The sequence below is a fragment of the Nonomuraea sp. K271 genome (assembly GCF_009908215.1).
Taxonomy (GTDB): Bacteria; Actinomycetota; Actinomycetes; order Streptosporangiales; family Streptosporangiaceae; genus Nonomuraea; species Nonomuraea longispora.
Genome location: NZ_JAAAHR010000203.1, coordinates 1 through 16,446, shown reverse-complemented (window position 1 = coordinate 16,446; position 16,446 = coordinate 1). Strand labels below are relative to the sequence as shown.

Sequence of the window (16,446 nt, the reverse complement as noted above, 5' to 3'; positions counted from 1 at the left end):
GGTTCCGGGGGCGGCAGGGGCCTTCTCGTCCTCCGGCGCGCACAGGCCGCGGCCCGCGTAGAGGGAGCCCGCCAGTGCGAAGACCATCGGGATCGCCATGATGACCGGCAGCGGGAGACCGGCGGCCACCGACGCCCATAACGCTCCCGCCATGCCGAAGGCGCTCCACACGCAGTGGAAGCCGTTCAGCACCTGGACGCCGTACCTGCGCTCGACCGCCACGCCCTGCATGTTGATGCCGGCGTCGACCGCGCCCACGGCCAGCCCGAACACCAGCAGCACCGGAACCAGCAGCGGCACGCTCGGCGCGAGCCCCGCCAGCACCACGGCGGCGGCCACCACCGGCTGGGCGATCCGCAGCAGGATCCTGCTGCCGTGGCGGGCGGCGAACGCGCCCGCCGCCACGCTGCCGACCCCCGCGAACACGGGGACGATCAGGAGGAGCAGCGTCAGCGTGCCCTCGTCGATCCGGTGCCGGTCCTGCAGCGCGGCGACCTGGATGAGCAGCGAGGCGAAGGACAGGCCCTGCACGGCGTAGACGACGTACGTGGCGAGCCGGGCCTGGCGATCACGCGAGGACGGCACGGCGGCCTCCTGATCGGGGGGTGGATCAAACGTGAGGCGGAGTCAGGTTAGCCGCAGATCCGGCCGTTCCGCCAGCACGGAACCCAGGTTTCAGCGACCGGCTTCCCGGAGTGGCCGCCCACACGCCGAGCGCCAGCAGCGCCGCCACCTCCGTGACGGCCAGGCCGCGCTCCACCAGCCCGAGCGGCATGACCCGATACCAGGGCACGCCGTTGCGCGTGCCGATGAACACCATCGTGGCGATGCCCACCACCCACAACACCGAGCACACCCCGAGCCCGAACGCCACCAGCGTGGCCCGCGACCGCTCGCGACGCCGCCACGGCCCGGTGATGAGCACGACCGCCAGCGGCAGGCACAGGAAGGCCACGAAACTGCCCACCCGATGGATGCTCCCGCTCACGCTCGGCCCCACCGACCAGTCGTGTTTCTCGAACCAGGCCGTCAGGAGCAGGCCGACGCTCCACCCCATGAGCGCCACGGTGCCGAGGACCCCGGCCAGCTTCCTGCGCGCCAGCGACACCCCGATGCCCACCGACCCCGCCGCCAGCAGACCCACCGCGCAGCCGAAGATCCAGCCGCCGGGGCCCATGCCGTGCTCACTGATGGTCCGCCTGATCGGGTTCAGGTCGTCGAGGCTGGACACCTCCAGGCCGACGATGACCGCGATGCCCGCCCCTGCCGCGCCGAGACCCCACCGCGCCGGTCGATGCATGCGCACACACCTCCTCCGCCTGATCAACGGACGGGAAGGCGTACGGATTCCGCGCGCGGCCCGCCACGCCGACACGCCTGCCCGAGAGGATCGTCGCGCCCGGTGCGAATCCGCTGACATTGACCGGTTCGGGACGAGCGCTTCCGGCGGGCGCCAGATATCGTCAGAAGTGTGAACGAACGCGCTGGATCGTGGTTGCCCAAGCTGCAGGAAGTGGGAGAGCGGCTGGCCGAGGAGTGGGTGACGGCCCGCCGCCAGCCGGCGCCCAGCGACGCACCCCAGCCGCACGAGCTCCGCGCGTCCGACGCCGATCGGGAGCGCATCGCCCAGGTCCTCCAGGACGCCCACGCCGACGGTCGGCTCTCCCTCGAAGAGCTGGAGGAACGGCTCGGCGTGCTCTACTCCTCGCGCACGCTCGGCGAACTGGCCGCGCTCACCGCCGATCTGCTGCCCGCCGAGGAACAACCGCTCAACCTCGACGGCCGGCCGGTGTCGGCCATCTTCAAGAAGGAGCAGCGCGGCGGGCGCTGGGTCGTGCCCGCCGAGGTCGCCGTGACCGCCATGTTCGGCACGACGAAGCTCGACTTCCGCGACGCGATCCTGCAGAACCGGCGCATCGTCATCAACGCCACCCTCGTCTTCGGCGGGCTGGAGATCCACGTGCCGGAAGGGCTCGAGGTGATCAGGGTCGCCAAGGACAAGACCGTCCGGCTGACCAAGCAGCCGACCGAGCCGGGCGGGCCCGTCCTCGAGGTGCGCACGACCAACTTCGCCGGCGAGGTCAAGGTCAAGGAGCCGCCCCGCCGCAAACGCCGCCGCTGAACCCGGCCCCGGGACGGTCCAGGCGGGGCCGGCGCTCAGCCGGCCCCGCGCGTCCGTCCCGCCCGGGCCTGCGCTCAGCCCGCGGTGTCGAAGTTGATCGCGCTGTACGCCCGCAACTTCCAGAGCTGGTGCTCGCTCTCGATCTTGCGGATCGTCCCCGACCGGCCGCGCATCACCAGCGACTCCGTCACCGCCGAGCCGGCCCTGAACCGTACGCCCCGCATGAGCTCGCCGTGCGTGATGCCGGTCGCCGCGAAGAACACGTCGTCCGACCTGACCAGGTCGTTGGTGGTGAGCACCTGGCCGAGATCGTGCCCGGCGTTGACGGCCTTGCTGCGCTCGGCGTCGTCACGCGGCCAGAGCCGGCCCTGGATCACGCCGCCCAGGCACTTCAGCGCGCACGCCGCCACGATGCCCTCGGGGGTGCCGCCGATGCCCAGCATGAGGTCGATGTTCGTACCGGCACGGGCCGCCATGATCGCGCCGGCCACGTCGCCGTCGGTGATGAACTTGATCCGGGCGCCCGTCTCCCTGATCTCCTTGACCAGCCGCTCGTGCCGGGGCCGGTCGAGCACCACCACGGTCACGTCGGACGGCGAGCAGTGCTTGGCCTTGGCCACCGCGCTGATGTTCACGGACACGGGGGCCTCGATGTCGACCACGTCGGCCGCCTCCGGGCCCGTGACCAGCTTCTCCATGTAGAACACCGCGGACGGGTCGTACATCGAACCGCGCTCGCTCACGGCGATCACCGACACCGCGTCGGGCATGCCCAGCGCCGTCAGCCGGGTGCCGTCGATGGGGTCGACGGCCACGTCACAGGCGGGCCCGCTGCCCGCGCCGACCTGCTCGCCGTTGAACAACATCGGGGCGTGGTCCTTCTCGCCCTCGCCGATGACCACCACGCCGTTCATCGAAACCGTGTTGATCAGCTGCCGCATGGCGTTGACCGCCGCGCCGTCTGCGCCGTTCTTGTCTCCCCGGCCGACCCAGCGGGCCGCCGCCATCGCGGCGGCCTCCGTGACCCGGACGAGCTCCATCGCCAGGTTGCGGTCGGGGGCGTGCTCGCCCGTGGCGAGCCGGGCCGGTACGGACGTGTCGTCGGACATGATGCGTGGCCTCCTCGTGGAACATCTACGTCGATCGTAGTTGCCGCCTTATTCCCGCTCAGGACGGGATAATCTGCCCTGCCCGCCCCTGCTTCTCTGCCCAGAAGCGGGGCGAGGGCGACCTCTGTAAGCTTCGACATGGTCGCCCCGCACATCGGAGAACGGGTCCCTCACCGGAGATCCCGCCTCCGCCGTGAAGCAGGATGGCGCCCCGCCGTGGAGGAGATCCGAATGAGCGATGTGGAAAACGTGGTGGCACAGTCGCGCACGTCCGAGCGGGGCGCGGCCACACGCAGCTCACTGCTCGCCGCAGCCAGGGAGGTCTTCGTCTCCAAGGGCTTCGCCGACGCGGGCGTGACCGACGTGGTGGCCAAGGCGGAGGCCAGCGTGGGCAGCCTCTACCACCACTTCTCCGGCAAGGCCGACCTCTACCTCACGTTGTGGGAGGAGTTCCAGGCCGGGCTCTCGCAGCGCACCAAACTGGCCGCGCGCGAGGCCCGCGCCGCCGGCGAGACCGACCCGATGCGCGTGTTCGTCAGCGCCGCCCGCGCCTACCTGGAGGGCTGCCTGGAGGAACGCGAGCTGGCCGCGCTGTTCCTGCGCGGCGACGGACCGCCCGGCTTCGACGTCGTCATGCGCGACCGGCTGCGCAGGTGGGCCCAGCTCAACGCGACCCTGTTCGACGACGAGGGGGCGCTCGTCGTGGTGATCACGGGCGCGCTGGCCGCGGCCGTCTCCGAGGTCGTACGCACGGGCGATCGCGGCCTGGCCGAGGACGCCCTCGCCATCATCGGCCGCATCCGCCCGGCCACTTCGGTGACCGGCCGGTCCAGCCGGTAATCTCGCCAAGTGTGCGACGGTTCACCGAAGGTTTCTACGGCTACGCGGTAGCCCTGCTGGTCTGCCTGGTCGGAGCCGGGGTGTTCCTGCTGGTCACCCCGCAGAGCCGCGATGAGCACATCCCGCGGGTCGAATACTCGATCACCGTCGCCAACTTCGGCCACGAGGTGCCCTACCGCGTGTGGGCCCCGCGCAACGACCCGGCCGGATGGGTGCCCAACAGCAACAGGATCGCCGCCGGCAACGCCGGCGCCAAAGTCCTCTTCCTCGGTTACGCGACCGCCGAGCGGGAGCACGCGATGTTCGCGCAGAGCGACGAGAAGCCGGCCGCCGGGTTCGCCAGCCGCATGGCCAACAGCGACAAGGCCGTCGGCACGCAGCAGATCGGCGGAGCCACGTGGGAGCGGCGCTTCCGCGAGGACAAGAACCAGCGCACCCTGGTGCGGATGTTGCCCGACGTCACACTGGTGATCACCGGCACCGCCGACTGGCCCGAGCTGGCCCAGCTCGCCTCCGTCCTCCAGCAGCGCCCCCAGGGCTGACACCACGACCGCCTGCGCCCGGGCACACCCCGCCGCGTCTAGGGTGGTGCCGTGGCAGACGAGAAGGCACCCTCATACGAGCAGGCCCGCGAGGAGCTGACCGAGGTGGTGCGCCGCCTGGAGACGGGCGGGCTCACCTTGGAGCAGTCGATCGAGCTCTGGGAACGGGGCGAGAAGCTGGCCGCCGTCTGCGAGGAGTGGCTGCAGGGAGCCCGGGTCAAGCTGGCCGCGGCCATGGCCCGCCGCTCCGAGCCCACCTCGGGCGACGCCGACGACGCCCCCTTCTGACCGCCTGACCGGCCTGCTCGCTGCGCCGGTCGCCGTGGAGCTCCGGCGGGCCCGCGGTGCCCCCCTTCCCCGCGGGCCCGCCGTGGTCAGGATCCGGCGCGTACGAGCGCGACCACGGGGATGCGCCGGGTGGTCTTGTCCTCGTACTCGGCGAACTGGGGCGCCTGCGCCACCATCCGGGCGTAGAGCTGGTCGCGTTCCTCACCTTCGATGGCCACGGCCTCGGCCTCGAACGTCTCCGAGCCGACCTCGACCGTGACCTTGGGGTGGGCACGCACGTTGTGGTACCACGCGGGGTGCTTGTCGCCGCCGCCCGCGGACCCGATGACGACCTGGCGGTCGCCGTCGGGCATGTACATCAGCGGGGAGGTCGACCGCTTGCCGCTCCGGGCGCCGGTGGTGGTGAGCAGCAGCAAGTGTGCCTTCTCGAACATGCCCCCGACCCGCCCCTCGTTGGCGCGGAACTCTTCGATGACCTGCTTGTTGAAATCGTTCATCACGGCCCCTCACGGTATCCGGAGAAATCTCCGGTTGGAAGATTAATCGGAGAATTCTCCGTTTACAAGCGGTATGCTGCCGTTCGTGTGCGGACGCCGAACGCTGCCCGTGATCGGGCAGCCCCAGCCCGAACGGGCCGACGCCGCCCGCAACCGGCGGAAGATCATTGAGGTGGCCACCAGGATGATCGCCGAGCAGGGCGCGGACGACATCTCGCTCGACGAGGTGGCCCGCGTCGCCGGTGTCGGCGTCGGCACGGTCTACCGGCGCTTCGGCGACCGCGCGGGGCTTGTCCTCGCGCTGATCGACGAGCAGGAGAGGCGGTTCCAGGAGGCGTTCCTCGCCGGGCCGCCGCCGCTCGGGCCCGGCGTCCGCGCCCGCGAACGGATCACCGCGTTCCTGGACGCTCTGGTCGACCGGGTGGTGGCGCAGCAGGGACTGTTCGTCCAACTGGAGAGATGCGGCAGGACCATGCGGTACAGCGGGCCGTACCGGGTGCACCACATCCACCTGGCGACGCTGCTCGCCGAGGCCTGCCCGGAGGCCGACCGGGTGTTCCTGGCCGACGTGCTCCTCGCGCCCGTCAACGCCCCCCTGATCGCCTTCCAGCAGGAGGAACGCGGCATGACGATCGAACAGATCAAGACCGGACTGGCCAGGCTGGCCACGGTCGTGACCCGCGGCTACAGTGTCCCGGCCGAAGACGGGCGGTAGCCGTGGACGCTCCGCCGGTGGTCACGCGCCGCTCGCGTCCCCGGGCTCCTCGGCTCGCACGGTCAGGCGGTCGTCGGTGAGGCGGACGGTCAGCACGCTGCCGGGGGAGACGTCCTTCGCCCGGCGCACCACGTCGCCCGACGGATGTTGCACGATGGCGTAGCCGCGTTCCAGCGTGGCCGCCGGCGACAACGCGACCAGCCGGGCGCGCAAGTGGGTGAGGTCGTCGGACGCCCGGTCGAGCGAGCCGGTCAACGACCGCCTGGCGCGCTCGCGCAGCGCGTCCACCGCCTCGGCCCTGCGTTCGAGCTCGCGTACGGGATCGGCCAGCGACGGCCGCGACCGTACGGACGTCAGCCAGGACATCTCGCGGTCGAGCCAGCCGCTCAGCACCCGCCGGCCGCGGTCGCGCAGCTGGCGCACCAGCGTGAGCTGCTCACCGACGTCGGGCACGACCTTCTTGGCCGCGTCGGTGGGAGTGGAGGCGCGTACGTCGGACACCAGGTCGAGCAGGGGGCTGTCCTGCTCGTGACCGATCGCGCTCACCACGGGAGTGCGGCAGGAGGCCACCGCGCGCACGAGCGTCTCGTCGGAGAACGGCAGCAGGTCCTCCAGCGAGCCGCCGCCCCGCGCGATGACGATCACGTCGACCGCCGAGTCGGAGTCGAGCCTGCCCAGCGCCTCCGTCACCTCGCCCACCGCGTAAGGCCCCTGGACGGCCACCTCCTCGACCTTGAACCGCACGGCGGGCCAGCGCCTGCGGGAGTTCTCCAGCACGTCGCGCTCGGCCGCCGAGTCGCGGCCGCAGATGAGCCCGATCGTGCCGGGCAGGAACGGCAGCCGCCGCTTCCTGTCGGCGTTGAACAGCCCCTCGGCGGCCAGCAGCTGCCTGAGGCGTTCGAGCCTGGCCAGCAGCTCGCCCACGCCGACCGGGCGGATCTCCATCGCGGTGAAGGCGAACGAACCCCTGTTGACCCAGAAGTCGGGCTTGACGTGCACGACCACCCTGGCGCCGTCGGCCGGCCGCGGCATGGCCGCCTCATAGACCCCGCGAGGGGCGGTCACTCTGGCCGACACGTTGGCGACCGGGTCGCGCAAGGTCATGAACACCGTGCCGCCGCGCGCGCTCAGGTCGGTGATCTGGCCCTCGACCCAGACGGTGCCGAGCCTGCCGATCCAGCCGCCCACCATCTGCAGGACGGTGCGGATCGGCAAGGGCGACTCGGGTGAGGTCTTCGAGGTCATGGCGGAAGACTACGGGGCGGGGAAGCTCGCTTCCCCGCGGGTCGAACGTTTCTTCCTCTATTCTCCGGCCTGCAGCTTGGCGAGTCGGTTCTCGAACATGCGGATGACCTCGGCCCGGCCCTTCGTCGCCCGCTCGTAGGCCAGGAAGTCGCCGATCTGCTCGGCGGTCTTGCCGCGCATCCGCGCGCGAAGGGAGGCCACGGTCAGCTCCGCGTAGCCGGGCAGCGGCTCGGGCAGGTCCGTCGCGGCGGCCGCACCAGGCTCGGAAGCGGCGGCCGGCGCGGCTGCGGCGGCCGGCTCGGTCGACGCGGCGGGCTCCTTGGCGGTGGACTTCCTGGTGGCGGGCTTCTTCGCGGCGGGCTTCCTTGCGGCAGGCTTGTCGTCGGCCTTGGACTTAACCCGCGTCGCCCTCGGCTTCGCGGCGGCGGCCGGCTTCTCAGCGGGCCCCGGCTCGTCGGCGGGGGCCGGCTCCTCCACGACGTCCTTCTTGCCTGCGGTGCTCGGCTCTGCCGCGGCGTCCGGCTTGCCGGCGGTGGCGGGCTCGGCTGTCTCCGGCTTCGCGAGAGCGACCGGTGCCTGCGCGGCCTTGGCTTCCGCGGTCTCTCCTGTGGGCGTGGCGGGCTCCGTCTTGCCGGCCGGGGCGAAGATGACCGGGTCGGGCTTGCCGGTGCCGTTGGGCTCGGCGGATCCGGGGCGCGGGGCGAAGATGACCGGCTCCTTGCGGGCGGGCTTGTCCTCGTCCTGCTCGGCGGGCGCGGCGAGCTGGTCGGCGGCGGGGCGGGAGTCCTGCTCCTCCTTCTCGCCCTGCCCCCTGATGGAGTTCTTCACCCGGTCGACGAGCAGCATCGCCTGCCCGGCGGCGCTGAGCGCGGTCTGGGCGACGAGAAGAGGCAGGTCTTTGGCCTTCTCCTTGAGTTCGTCTTTGTTGGTCACGGTTTTGGCGATGTTGCGTATCACGTCGCTGAGGGACATGTACGTCTCCCTGGGAGGTCAGTATTGGACGGCCAGTGTGGCAAACCGCGGACGGCCACGCACGCGCGGGCCAACCGGCCGCTCCACGTAGCATAAGAAGTATGGAGCCCCAGACCCCCACTTCCCGCCGAGTCCTCGTAGCCAAACCGCGGGGCTACTGCGCCGGAGTCGATCGAGCCGTGGTAGCGGTCGAGAAGGCCTTGGAGCAGTACGGCGCGCCGATCTACGTGCGCAAGCAGATCGTCCACAACACCCACGTCGTCAAGACGCTCGAGGCCAGGGGCGCCATCTTCGTCGAGGAGACCGAGGAGGTGCCGGAGGGGGAGATCGTCGTGTTCTCCGCCCACGGCGTCGCGCCCGCCGTGCACGAGCAGGCCAGAAGCCGCCGGCTGCGCACGATCGACGCGACCTGCCCGTTGGTCACCAAGGTGCACAACGAGGCGAAGCGGTTCGCCGGGCAGGAATATGACATCCTGCTGATCGGGCACGAGGGCCACGAGGAGGTCGAGGGCACCTCCGGCGAGGCGCCCGACAACATCCAACTGGTCGACGGGCTCGACGCGGTCGACAAGGTGCAGGTGAAGGACCCGAGCAAGCTCGTGTGGTTGTCGCAGACCACGCTGTCGGTCGACGAGACCACCGAGACGGTCGCCCGGCTCAAGGAGCGCTTCCCCACGCTGATCGACCCGCCGAGCGACGACATCTGCTACGCCACCCAGAACCGCCAGGTCGCGGTCAAGGAGATCGCCGCCGACTCGCAGCTGGTCATCGTGGTCGGCTCGGAGAACTCCTCCAACTCCAAGCGGCTGGTCGAGGTGGCGAAAGACTACGGCGCCGAGGCCTCCTACCTCGTCGACGACGCCACGTTCATCCGCGACGAGTGGCTCGAGGGCGTCACCACGGTCGGCGTGACCAGCGGCGCGTCCGTTCCCGAAGAGCTCGTGGACGGAGTGCTGAAGCGGCTGGCCGAGCACGGCTTCGGCGACGTGACGGAGGTGCAGCCGGTCGACGAGCGCATGCGCTTCGCCCTGCCCCACGAGCTGCGCAAGGACCTGCGCGCCTCCTGACGCGGGCGATCGGGTGATCGTCCGCCCCGAGCCGGCGGCCGTGCCGTGACGTCCGACGCGTCATGACGGCCGCCCGGAGCGCACGGTGACCTGTCTCAGTCGTCGCCGCGCGGCGTGCCGTACACCTTCGGCTCGAAATAACCTTCGGGCTCGGGCACGAACGGCTGGCGCGGGCGCTGCACCTCGGCGCCCGCCTTCAGCTCCTCGCGCAGGTCGCGTACGTTGTCGCGCAGCCCGCGCCGCCACGCGACGCCGAGCACGGCGGCCGAGCCGGCGAACAACCACGGCGCTCCCCGCGTCAGCGAGGTGTAGAGCCCGAGGGCCAGCGACTGCACGATCGACAGCGAGCCGAACGCCCGCCCGAGCTCGACGAAGAGCGTGGCGCAGAAGAACACCAGCGGGGGCGTCACCACCAGCGACAGCAGTTCGCGCCGGTTGACCAGCAGCACGCCCAGCAGGCTGGACAGCACGAACGCGGCGCCCACCACGTGGGGGACGTCGAGCAGGGCGGTCAGCACATAGCCCGCGAGGGTGGCGACCAGGGAGAGCGCGATGGCGCCGCGCGCGGTCAGCCTGACCGCCGAACGCCTGCCTTTCCCAGCCACTGGCCCACCCCCGTCTACTGCGACCCGTTGGCCAACTTACCGTTCGGGTGCGAAATCAGTGACGAGGTTGGCTGAGAAGCGGTCTCGAGCAGTTCGGGGGAGGCGAGGGGCCTGGGCAGGCCTTCGAGCATCTCAGGTGAGTCGAGGTCGCCGTCGACGACGCCCAGGTCGTGCAGCTTGCGCGCCGTGACCAGCACGCGGCTTTCGAGCGATCCGACCGACTTGTTGTACGCCTCCACGGCCCGCGTCAGCGCCCTGCCGAGCGAGTCCACGTTCCTGCCCAGGGTCGAGAGCCGTTCGTACAGCTCCTTGCCCAGCTCGAACACCGCCCGCGCGTTCTGACTGAGCGCCGCCTGCTGCCAGGCGTAGTGCGCGGTGCGCAGCATCGTGATCAGCGTCGTCGGTGTGGCGATGTGCACCCGCCGCGCCATGGCGTATTCCAGCAGCCCGGGGTCGCGTTCGAGCGCGGGCGCCAGGAACGCCTCGCCAGGGATGAACAGCACGACGAACTCGGGTGACGGGTTGAACCCCTGCCAGTAGGACTTGGCGGCCAGCCGGTCGACGTGCTCGCGTACGTGCCGGGCGTGCGCGTCGAGCCGGACCGTCGCGAGCGACTCGTCGGACGCCTCAGCGGCCTCCAGATAGGCCGCCAGCGACACCTTGGAGTCGACCACGACGTTCTTGCCGCCGGCCAGCCTGACGACCATGTCGGGCCGCATGGAGCCCTCGGCGACCTGTTCGTCGAAGTCGCAGTAGCGCTGCATCCCGGCGATCTCGGCGACCCTGCGCAGTTGGAGCTCACCCCACCGGCCGCGCGCCTCGGGCCGCTGCAGGGCCCTGACCAGGGCGGTGGTCTGGGTGCGCAGCTGCTCGTGGCTCTGGCGTACGAACTCCATCTGCTTGGCCAGCTCCGCGCGGGCGGCGCGCTGGCCCGACTCGGTGTCGCGCAGCTGCGACTCGACCCGTGACAGGGCGTCCTTCAGCGGCTCGACCAGGTGCTCCACGGCCTGCCTGCGCTGCTCCAGGTCACCGGTGGCCTCGGCGCGGCTGGCGGCCAGCCTGGTCTCGGCCAGCTCCAGGAAACGTACGTTGTTGACGTCGAGCGCCCGCGTGGACAGCGCCTGGAAACGCTCGGCGAGCTGCTCCTCGACGTAGACCAGCTTCTCCCCGGCGGACCTGGCGCGCGCGTCGGCCTCCGCCACCCGCACCGCCGCTCGTGTCCTGGCGACGAGGAAACCGATGAGCAGCCCGGCGGCGAGACCTGTGAGAAGCGAGATGACATCCACTTCAGCGATGATTGCAGGACCGCGGGGCGCGGTTCCTCCCGACACGCTTGGGCGTTCCGCTTGTGCGCCACATCCGGAATCGCCGAGAGTAGTGGAATGGACGCGCTCGGGAAGCAGGCGGTGGTCGGCGTATCGGTCGCGGTCGCGTTGGTCGCGCTGGCCGGAGCGGTCATCGCCGGCGCGGGCGCGGGCTCCGGGCCCGAGAGCGCGCCGGGGCCCGACCCGCTGCGCTGGTCGCCGGGCGCCTGCGTCACCGGCGACTTCGCGCTGATCCCGTGCAACGGCGGCGTCTCCGAGGTGGTGGCCGTCGCTCCCGACCCGCCGGGGCCCGGCGACTGCCCTGAGGACACCGACGACGTCCTGCGCGTGGGGCCGGGCCGTACGGCGTGCGTACGCAACTTCCTCGACCCCCACCCCGGAGCCCCAGGCGGTGGCGGAGGCCTGCTCAGACCGGGTGACTGCGTGGCGCTTGACGGCCGCGAGCAGCCGTGCGCCCGGTCCGGCTGGTACGGCAAGGCCGTCGCGATCACGCGGGACGCCGCCGCCTGCCCCGAGAACACCCTGGACACCGTCCCCGGCGACGCGCGGACGATCTGCCTGGGCCGGGGCGGTCAGGTGCTCGACCGGGGCGCGTGCGTGGCGCGGCCGGCGGGCCGGGTGGTCGACCGCTCCGACGTCACCCGCGTGCCCTGCGGCTCGGCACGGGCTTGGGCCAGGGTGGTGTCGTTCGAGACGGCCGCGAAGCGGTGTCCCGCGCGCTCGGGGCGCTATCTGCGTTCGGACTCCGCCCCCCGCCCGGTGACCTGTCTGGACGTGCTGAGCCAGTAAACTCGACGTCCGTGAGCCTCTCCATCGGTATCGTCGGCCTGCCCAACGTCGGTAAGTCCACGCTGTTCAACGCGCTGACCAAGTCCGGCAACGCGCTCGCGGCGAACTACCCGTTCGCCACCATCGAGCCCAACGTGGGCATCGTGGGCGTGCCCGACGACCGCCTGCCCAAGCTGGCCGAGATCTTCGGCTCGGCCCGCATCCTGCCCGCCAAGGTCGAGTTCGTCGACATCGCGGGGCTGGTCAAGGGCGCTTCCGAGGGGCAGGGCAGGGGCAACCAGTTCCTCGCCAACATCCGCGACACCGACGCGATCTGCCAGGTGATCAGGGTCTTCAACGACCCCGACGTCACGCACGTCGACGGCGAGATCTCTCCCAAGCGCGACATCGAGACGATCAACACTGAGTTGATCATGGCCGACCTCCAGACGGTCGAGAAGGCCGTCCCGCGCCTGCAGAAGGAGGCGCGCAACAACAAGGACAAGAAGGTCGCGCTGGAGGCCGCCGAGGGCGCCCTGAGGGCGCTGGAGACCGGCAAGACCATCTTCGAGAGCGGTCTCGACCGCGACGAGCTGCGCGAGCTGCACCTGCTGACGGCCAAGCCCTTCCTCTACGTGTTCAACCTCGACTCCGACGAGCTGACCGACTCCGCGCTCAGGGAGCAGCTGTCCACGCTGGTCGCGCCGGCCGAGGCGGTCTTCCTCGACGCCAAGATCGAGTCCGAGCTGGTCGAGCTCGACGAGGAGGAGGCGCTGGAGCTGCTGCAGTCGGTCGGGCAGGAGGAGTCGGGGCTGCGCCAGCTGGCCAGGGTCGGCTTCCAGACGCTCGGCCTGCAGACCTACCTGACGGCCGGCCCGAAGGAGTCGCGGGCCTGGACGATCCGCGAGGGGGCCACGGCTCCCGAGGCGGCCGGCGTGATCCACACCGACTTCCAGCGCGGCTTCATCAAGGCGGAGGTCGTCTCCTTCGACGATCTGGTCGAGGCGGGCTCCATCGCCAACGCCAGGGCCGCGGGCAAGGCCCGCATCGAGGGCAAGGACTACGTCATGCGCGACGGCGACGTGGTGGAGTTCCGCTTCAACGTCTGACCGGGCGAGCCCGGAAAGCACCCGGGAAAGGACCCGGGAAAGGAATGGACGTCTGATCCCGGGACGACTGCCGCGTCAACCTCTGCGGGCTCCCGCGCGTCGAATCGTCACGGCGTTCACGCTGACTCGGGAGACCCTCATGATCCGTCGCATCATCCGGAAACGACGCCCCGCGCCCGCGCTCACGGGCATCAGCCTTGAGGAGGAGCTGGCCCTGATCAGGGTCGAGCTCATGTACGGTCTGCGGGTCAACCGCGAGGCCTACCTCCGCAGGAAGGTGGACGAGCGCAACGAGATGGCGACCCGCATGCGCGAGCAGGACCCCGCGGGCATGCTGGCGGAGCTCCGGGGCTCCCTGGAGCGGGCCGTGCAGCCGGCGGTCGTCGACCTGGAGAGCAGGCGGCGGTCGCGCTCGTCCCAGGGGCCTGAGCCTGCCTGACGCTCAGCCTCCGTTCGTGACCTATGCCGAATCCGCAGGTCGCGAGAGTCCTTGCGCGATTTGGACAGCAATCCGTGGCTGCCGCGCTATGCGATTTCAGGCGTTTGGCCTGGTCAATAGCCGTTTCCCCCGGGAACTCACTGGAATCGGGTCCGGGGCCTGTCATGAGGGCCCGGTTTGCCGTCAGGACGGTCATGCCGCAGCATGGGCGTGGCTTTCCTGGAACAATGGCGGAGACCGGATAGGGTGACTACTTCACCGCGGATGATGGGGATCGGCAACGGACGACACCGCGCCAGCCGGGGGGATCGGCGCGAGCGGAGGCGTGATGGCGCGTAGGTCTACCGTCCAGCACGATCCTCGGATCGCTGGCGAGCCCGAGCTTTCCGCGCGCCTCGACACAGCCGACTTCGACGCGCCGCCGCCTCGCCGGCCGCGGCGCGGTGGCTGGTCGGGCGGCGGCGGACGGTGGCTGGTATGGACCGGCCGCATCATTCTCTGGGCACTTATTGTGGTTGTCGTGGTGAATGGGATTCGTGCCCCATTTGAGAGGTTTACCCGGCAAGAGGTGGCCGCGCCCAATGGCGCGGTGCAGGAGCAGCACGGATTCCCCGTCGAACGCGGCATGGCATTCGCCGCCCAGTTCGCGGGCGTCTACCTGAATTTCAATCCCGACGACGCGACGAGCAGGTCCAGCAAACTCGCCGCGTTCCTGGCCCAGGGCATGGACCCGCAAATGGGCTGGGACGGGTTCGGCAAGCTGGCGGCCGTCGCCGTCCAGGCCTACGACCTCAAGGCGAGCGACGCCAACAACGCCGTGGTGAGCGTCGCCTTCCAGTCCGGCCCGCGCAGGATGTTGCTGTCCGTACCGATCTACTACTCCGGCGACGACGCCGGAGAGAGGTTCGTCGTCTCCGGGCGTCCGGCGATCCTGCCCGCCCCGGCCCCGGCCGACCTGCCCCAGGTGGCCAAGCCGGAAACCGACGACGCGGCGGCGGCGGAGCTCAAGCCGCAGCTGGAGGGCTTCTTCAAGGACTACGCCGACGGCGACACCGCCGGGCTGCAGCGCTACGTCGCCGCGGGCAAGAGCCTGCCGAGCTTCGGCGGCGCCCTCACCTTCGCAGAGCTCAAGGAAATCGTGGTGCCTGTGGGGGGTGCCACCAGAGAGATCCAGGCGGTTGTGGTGTGGACGGTGCCCAACGGCGACGTCCCGCCCACTCCCGACTCCACCGATCCCGCGACGGCCGGCGGGCATCTGGAGCAGGCCTACCGCCTGACCGTCGAGAAGCAGGGCGACAAGTGGTTCGTCGCCGACATCCGCGGCGCCGGCCGGGTCGCTGATTAGGGCACGGCCACGCTGCTGATCGGTACCCCCCGGGAGGACAAGAAGTGACCTTGAAGACCGTACTGTTCACCTTGATCGAGATGACGCCGACTCCGGTGCCGACCGGCATCGACACCGGAGGGCTCGCCGACTTCCTGCGCGCGTTCTTCGCGCCGTTGTTCCTGGTCGTCGTCTCCGTGGTCGCGCTGTTCTTCCTCTTCACCCGTGAGATCACGCGGTTCGTGCAGTTCCTCATCCTGGCCGTGGCCATCGGAGTGATCTTCTATGTTCCCAACATCATCGAGGTGACGGCGAAGGCGATCGCGGGCGCACTGGGCATCACGTAAGGGTTGAGACCGCTCCCCGGCGGTCATGAACGAGCGGGCGAGAGGAGGGCCGTGTGGACCTGCCCACGTACACGAACATCTGGCGGATAGAGAAGCGGCTGTACAAGCTGTACGACCTGCGCCTGCCGATGCCGCTGCCGATCGTCTGGATCGGCGTCTTCGTCGGGGTGTTCGTTCCGTGGTCGCTTCTGCTCGTCCTGGTGGGCGTGCCGGTGGAGATGCCGTGGCACGTGCTGTTCCTCGTACCACCCGGGATCGTCACGTGGTTGTCCACCCGTCCCGTCATCGAGGGCAAGCGGCTCACCGAGTTGCTCGAGTCCCATCTCCGCTACCTCGGCCAGCCCAGGGCCTGGTACCGCCTCGCGCCGGGCGCCGAGCCCGAGACCATCACGTTCTCCGGCCGGGTCTGGCGTGCCACCCCCGCCAGGGTCAAGGCCAAGAAGGCCGGCAAGGCCCGCCAGGCGCAGCGCAGGCGCGCGGGCCAGCGGATCACCGGGCCCCGCCAGGTGCGGCCCGCCGTGGCCGCCGCCGCTGCCGCCGCAGCGCAGGCCCCGGTGGCCGAGCAGACCGGCGGGCGCTCCGGCTGGGGCACGCGCCGCGGCACCGCGCCGGCGCTCAAGGCTCAGGCGCAGCAGGCGACCCCGTCCCCGGTACGCGCCACGCCGGGAGGCGTGGTCCGGCGCGAGAAGGGCCTCTCAGGCGGCGCCGGACACCGTCAGGACCGCTCGCCCGTGCCGCACGCCGCGCACGGCCCCGCGCCGGCGCCCGGTGACAGGCGCACCACATCCGCGGACCGGGACGCCGAGGTACGCGCCGCGCGGGACGCGGTCGTGCCGATCAAGACGGCGGAGAGCCGCAAGCCCGCCGCCGGCAAGCCCATCGACACCGAGGCGCTGCGCAGGCTGAGAAAACTCGCGGCGAGCGCCGACGCACCCGCAGGCACGCCGGAGCCCGCCCCGGCCGGGCGCTCCCGCGACGACGCGCGCCACGACGGGGGGCCGCGTGAGGACGACGGACGTCGGGAGGACGAGGTCGCCCGCGACCAGCACAGGAAGGGCCAGCCGCCCCGGCTCGGGCCTGCCCTGGTGCTGACGGGCACCCAACGCATCTGGCCCCCGCTCAACCCCGACGC

Annotated in this window: 19 protein-coding genes and 1 pseudogene; 12 read left to right on the top strand and 8 right to left on the bottom strand. The window is 70.9% G+C overall.

The features are described 5' to 3' along the window. Nucleotides 1–585: pseudogene (locus tag GUY59_RS41425) on the bottom strand (MFS transporter); the annotation flags it as partial. A 25-nt stretch (nt 586–610) separates the two neighbouring features. Continuing rightward, nucleotides 611–1,300, bottom strand: coding sequence for a DUF998 domain-containing protein (locus GUY59_RS41420; RefSeq protein ID WP_161714977.1), 690 nt, complete (start codon nt 1,298–1,300; stop codon nt 611–613). A gap of 171 nt (nt 1,301–1,471) precedes the next feature. Here GUY59_RS41420 and GUY59_RS41415 point away from each other — a divergent pair, with 171 nt between their 5' ends. Continuing rightward, the gene (locus GUY59_RS41415; protein WP_161714976.1) at nt 1,472–2,122 is read left to right on the top strand and encodes a DUF1707 SHOCT-like domain-containing protein; all 651 of its coding nucleotides are present in this window, start codon (nt 1,472–1,474) and stop codon (nt 2,120–2,122) included. A gap of 74 nt (nt 2,123–2,196) precedes the next feature. Here GUY59_RS41415 and glpX read toward each other — a convergent pair whose 3' ends face one another. Beyond that, entirely contained in the window at nt 2,197–3,231 is a 1,035-nt protein-coding gene (gene glpX, locus GUY59_RS41410) for a class II fructose-bisphosphatase (RefSeq protein WP_132328945.1), read from the bottom strand. 231 nt (nt 3,232–3,462) lie between these two features. Between glpX and GUY59_RS41405 the strand changes: the two genes are divergently transcribed. From GUY59_RS41405 to GUY59_RS41395, 3 genes are read left to right on the top strand one after another with little or no spacing between them, the layout of a single operon-like run. Continuing rightward, nucleotides 3,463–4,071 (top strand): TetR/AcrR family transcriptional regulator, encoded by a 609-nt coding sequence (locus GUY59_RS41405; RefSeq protein ID WP_138207073.1) that lies wholly within the window; start codon nt 3,463–3,465, stop codon nt 4,069–4,071. A gap of 11 nt (nt 4,072–4,082) precedes the next feature. Beyond that, nucleotides 4,083–4,613, top strand: coding sequence for a DUF4245 domain-containing protein (locus GUY59_RS41400; RefSeq protein WP_138207071.1), 531 nt, complete (start codon nt 4,083–4,085; stop codon nt 4,611–4,613). A 51-nt stretch (nt 4,614–4,664) separates the two neighbouring features. Beyond that, nucleotides 4,665–4,901, top strand: coding sequence for an exodeoxyribonuclease VII small subunit (locus GUY59_RS41395; RefSeq protein ID WP_132328953.1), 237 nt, complete (start codon nt 4,665–4,667; stop codon nt 4,899–4,901). 86 nt (nt 4,902–4,987) lie between these two features. Here the strand turns inward: GUY59_RS41395 and GUY59_RS41390 are convergent, their stop codons facing one another. Continuing rightward, nucleotides 4,988–5,398: a nitroreductase family deazaflavin-dependent oxidoreductase gene (locus GUY59_RS41390; protein WP_138207069.1), complete on the bottom strand. Its 411-nt coding sequence runs from the start codon at nt 5,396–5,398 to the stop codon at nt 4,988–4,990. 85 nt (nt 5,399–5,483) lie between these two features. Here GUY59_RS41390 and GUY59_RS41385 point away from each other — a divergent pair, with 85 nt between their 5' ends. Beyond that, nucleotides 5,484–6,113, top strand: a complete 630-nt coding sequence (locus GUY59_RS41385) for a TetR/AcrR family transcriptional regulator (protein WP_212746321.1) — start codon at nt 5,484–5,486, stop codon at nt 6,111–6,113. A gap of 21 nt (nt 6,114–6,134) precedes the next feature. Here the strand turns inward: GUY59_RS41385 and xseA are convergent, their stop codons facing one another. Both xseA and GUY59_RS41375 read right to left on the bottom strand, forming a co-directional pair. Further along, nucleotides 6,135–7,358: an exodeoxyribonuclease VII large subunit gene (xseA, locus tag GUY59_RS41380; protein WP_138207066.1), complete on the bottom strand. Its 1,224-nt coding sequence runs from the start codon at nt 7,356–7,358 to the stop codon at nt 6,135–6,137. 57 nt (nt 7,359–7,415) lie between these two features. Continuing rightward, nucleotides 7,416–8,330, bottom strand: coding sequence for a hypothetical protein (locus tag GUY59_RS41375; protein WP_138207064.1), 915 nt, complete (start codon nt 8,328–8,330; stop codon nt 7,416–7,418). A gap of 101 nt (nt 8,331–8,431) precedes the next feature. On the opposite strand from GUY59_RS41375, the gene GUY59_RS41370 reads away from it, so the two are divergent. Then, nucleotides 8,432–9,397: a 4-hydroxy-3-methylbut-2-enyl diphosphate reductase gene (locus tag GUY59_RS41370; RefSeq protein ID WP_132328963.1), complete on the top strand. Its 966-nt coding sequence runs from the start codon at nt 8,432–8,434 to the stop codon at nt 9,395–9,397. A 95-nt stretch (nt 9,398–9,492) separates the two neighbouring features. Here the strand turns inward: GUY59_RS41370 and GUY59_RS41365 are convergent, their stop codons facing one another. Together GUY59_RS41365 and rmuC are read right to left on the bottom strand one after the other, a co-directional pair. Then, a complete protein-coding gene (locus GUY59_RS41365; protein WP_132328965.1) occupies nt 9,493–10,002 on the bottom strand; it encodes a DUF6542 domain-containing protein in 510 nt (169 codons plus the stop codon). Between the two features lie 14 nt (nt 10,003–10,016). Beyond that, the gene (gene rmuC, locus GUY59_RS41360) at nt 10,017–11,288 is read right to left on the bottom strand and encodes a DNA recombination protein RmuC (protein ID WP_138207063.1); all 1,272 of its coding nucleotides are present in this window, start codon (nt 11,286–11,288) and stop codon (nt 10,017–10,019) included. Nucleotides 11,289–11,384: 96 nt separating this feature from the next. On the opposite strand from rmuC, the gene GUY59_RS41355 reads away from it, so the two are divergent. From GUY59_RS41355 to GUY59_RS41330, 6 genes are all read left to right on the top strand, one after another. After that, nucleotides 11,385–12,116: a hypothetical protein gene (locus GUY59_RS41355; protein ID WP_138207061.1), complete on the top strand. Its 732-nt coding sequence runs from the start codon at nt 11,385–11,387 to the stop codon at nt 12,114–12,116. 11 nt (nt 12,117–12,127) lie between these two features. Then, on the top strand, nt 12,128–13,204 hold the full coding sequence (gene ychF / locus GUY59_RS41350) for a redox-regulated ATPase YchF (RefSeq protein ID WP_138207059.1): 1,077 nt from the start codon (nt 12,128–12,130) through the stop codon (nt 13,202–13,204). A 139-nt stretch (nt 13,205–13,343) separates the two neighbouring features. Beyond that, entirely contained in the window at nt 13,344–13,643 is a 300-nt protein-coding gene (locus GUY59_RS41345; protein ID WP_132328973.1) for a hypothetical protein, read from the top strand. A gap of 568 nt (nt 13,644–14,211) precedes the next feature. Next, on the top strand, nt 14,212–14,988 hold the full coding sequence (locus GUY59_RS41340) for a conjugal transfer protein (protein WP_246063335.1): 777 nt from the start codon (nt 14,212–14,214) through the stop codon (nt 14,986–14,988). 80 nt (nt 14,989–15,068) lie between these two features. Further along, on the top strand, nt 15,069–15,314 hold the full coding sequence (locus GUY59_RS41335) for a hypothetical protein (protein WP_132512273.1): 246 nt from the start codon (nt 15,069–15,071) through the stop codon (nt 15,312–15,314). A gap of 53 nt (nt 15,315–15,367) precedes the next feature. Then, nucleotides 15,368–16,446 (top strand): TcpE family conjugal transfer membrane protein (locus tag GUY59_RS41330; protein WP_330849287.1); only part of this gene is annotated, 1,079 nt, incomplete at its 3' end.

Bases quoted from the DNA above. Each gene is read 5' to 3' on its own strand.
- GUY59_RS41390 (WP_138207069.1), bottom strand. From the start codon at position 5,398: ATGAACGATTTCAACAAGCAGGTCATCGAAGAGTTCCGCGCCAACGAG.
- GUY59_RS41370 (WP_132328963.1), top strand. From the start codon at position 8,432: ATGGAGCCCCAGACCCCCACTTCCCGCCGAGTCCTCGTAGCCAAACCG.
- xseA (WP_138207066.1), bottom strand. From the start codon at position 7,358: ATGACCTCGAAGACCTCACCCGAGTCGCCCTTGCCGATCCGCACCGTC.
- GUY59_RS41375 (WP_138207064.1), bottom strand. From the start codon at position 8,330: ATGTCCCTCAGCGACGTGATACGCAACATCGCCAAAACCGTGACCAAC.
- GUY59_RS41355 (WP_138207061.1), top strand. From the start codon at position 11,385: ATGGACGCGCTCGGGAAGCAGGCGGTGGTCGGCGTATCGGTCGCGGTC.
- GUY59_RS41420 (WP_161714977.1), bottom strand. From the start codon at position 1,300: ATGCATCGACCGGCGCGGTGGGGTCTCGGCGCGGCAGGGGCGGGCATC.
- GUY59_RS41345 (WP_132328973.1), top strand. From the start codon at position 13,344: ATGATCCGTCGCATCATCCGGAAACGACGCCCCGCGCCCGCGCTCACG.
- GUY59_RS41335 (WP_132512273.1), top strand. From the start codon at position 15,069: ATGACGCCGACTCCGGTGCCGACCGGCATCGACACCGGAGGGCTCGCC.
- GUY59_RS41405 (WP_138207073.1), top strand. From the start codon at position 3,463: ATGAGCGATGTGGAAAACGTGGTGGCACAGTCGCGCACGTCCGAGCGG.
- glpX (WP_132328945.1), bottom strand. From the start codon at position 3,231: ATGTCCGACGACACGTCCGTACCGGCCCGGCTCGCCACGGGCGAGCAC.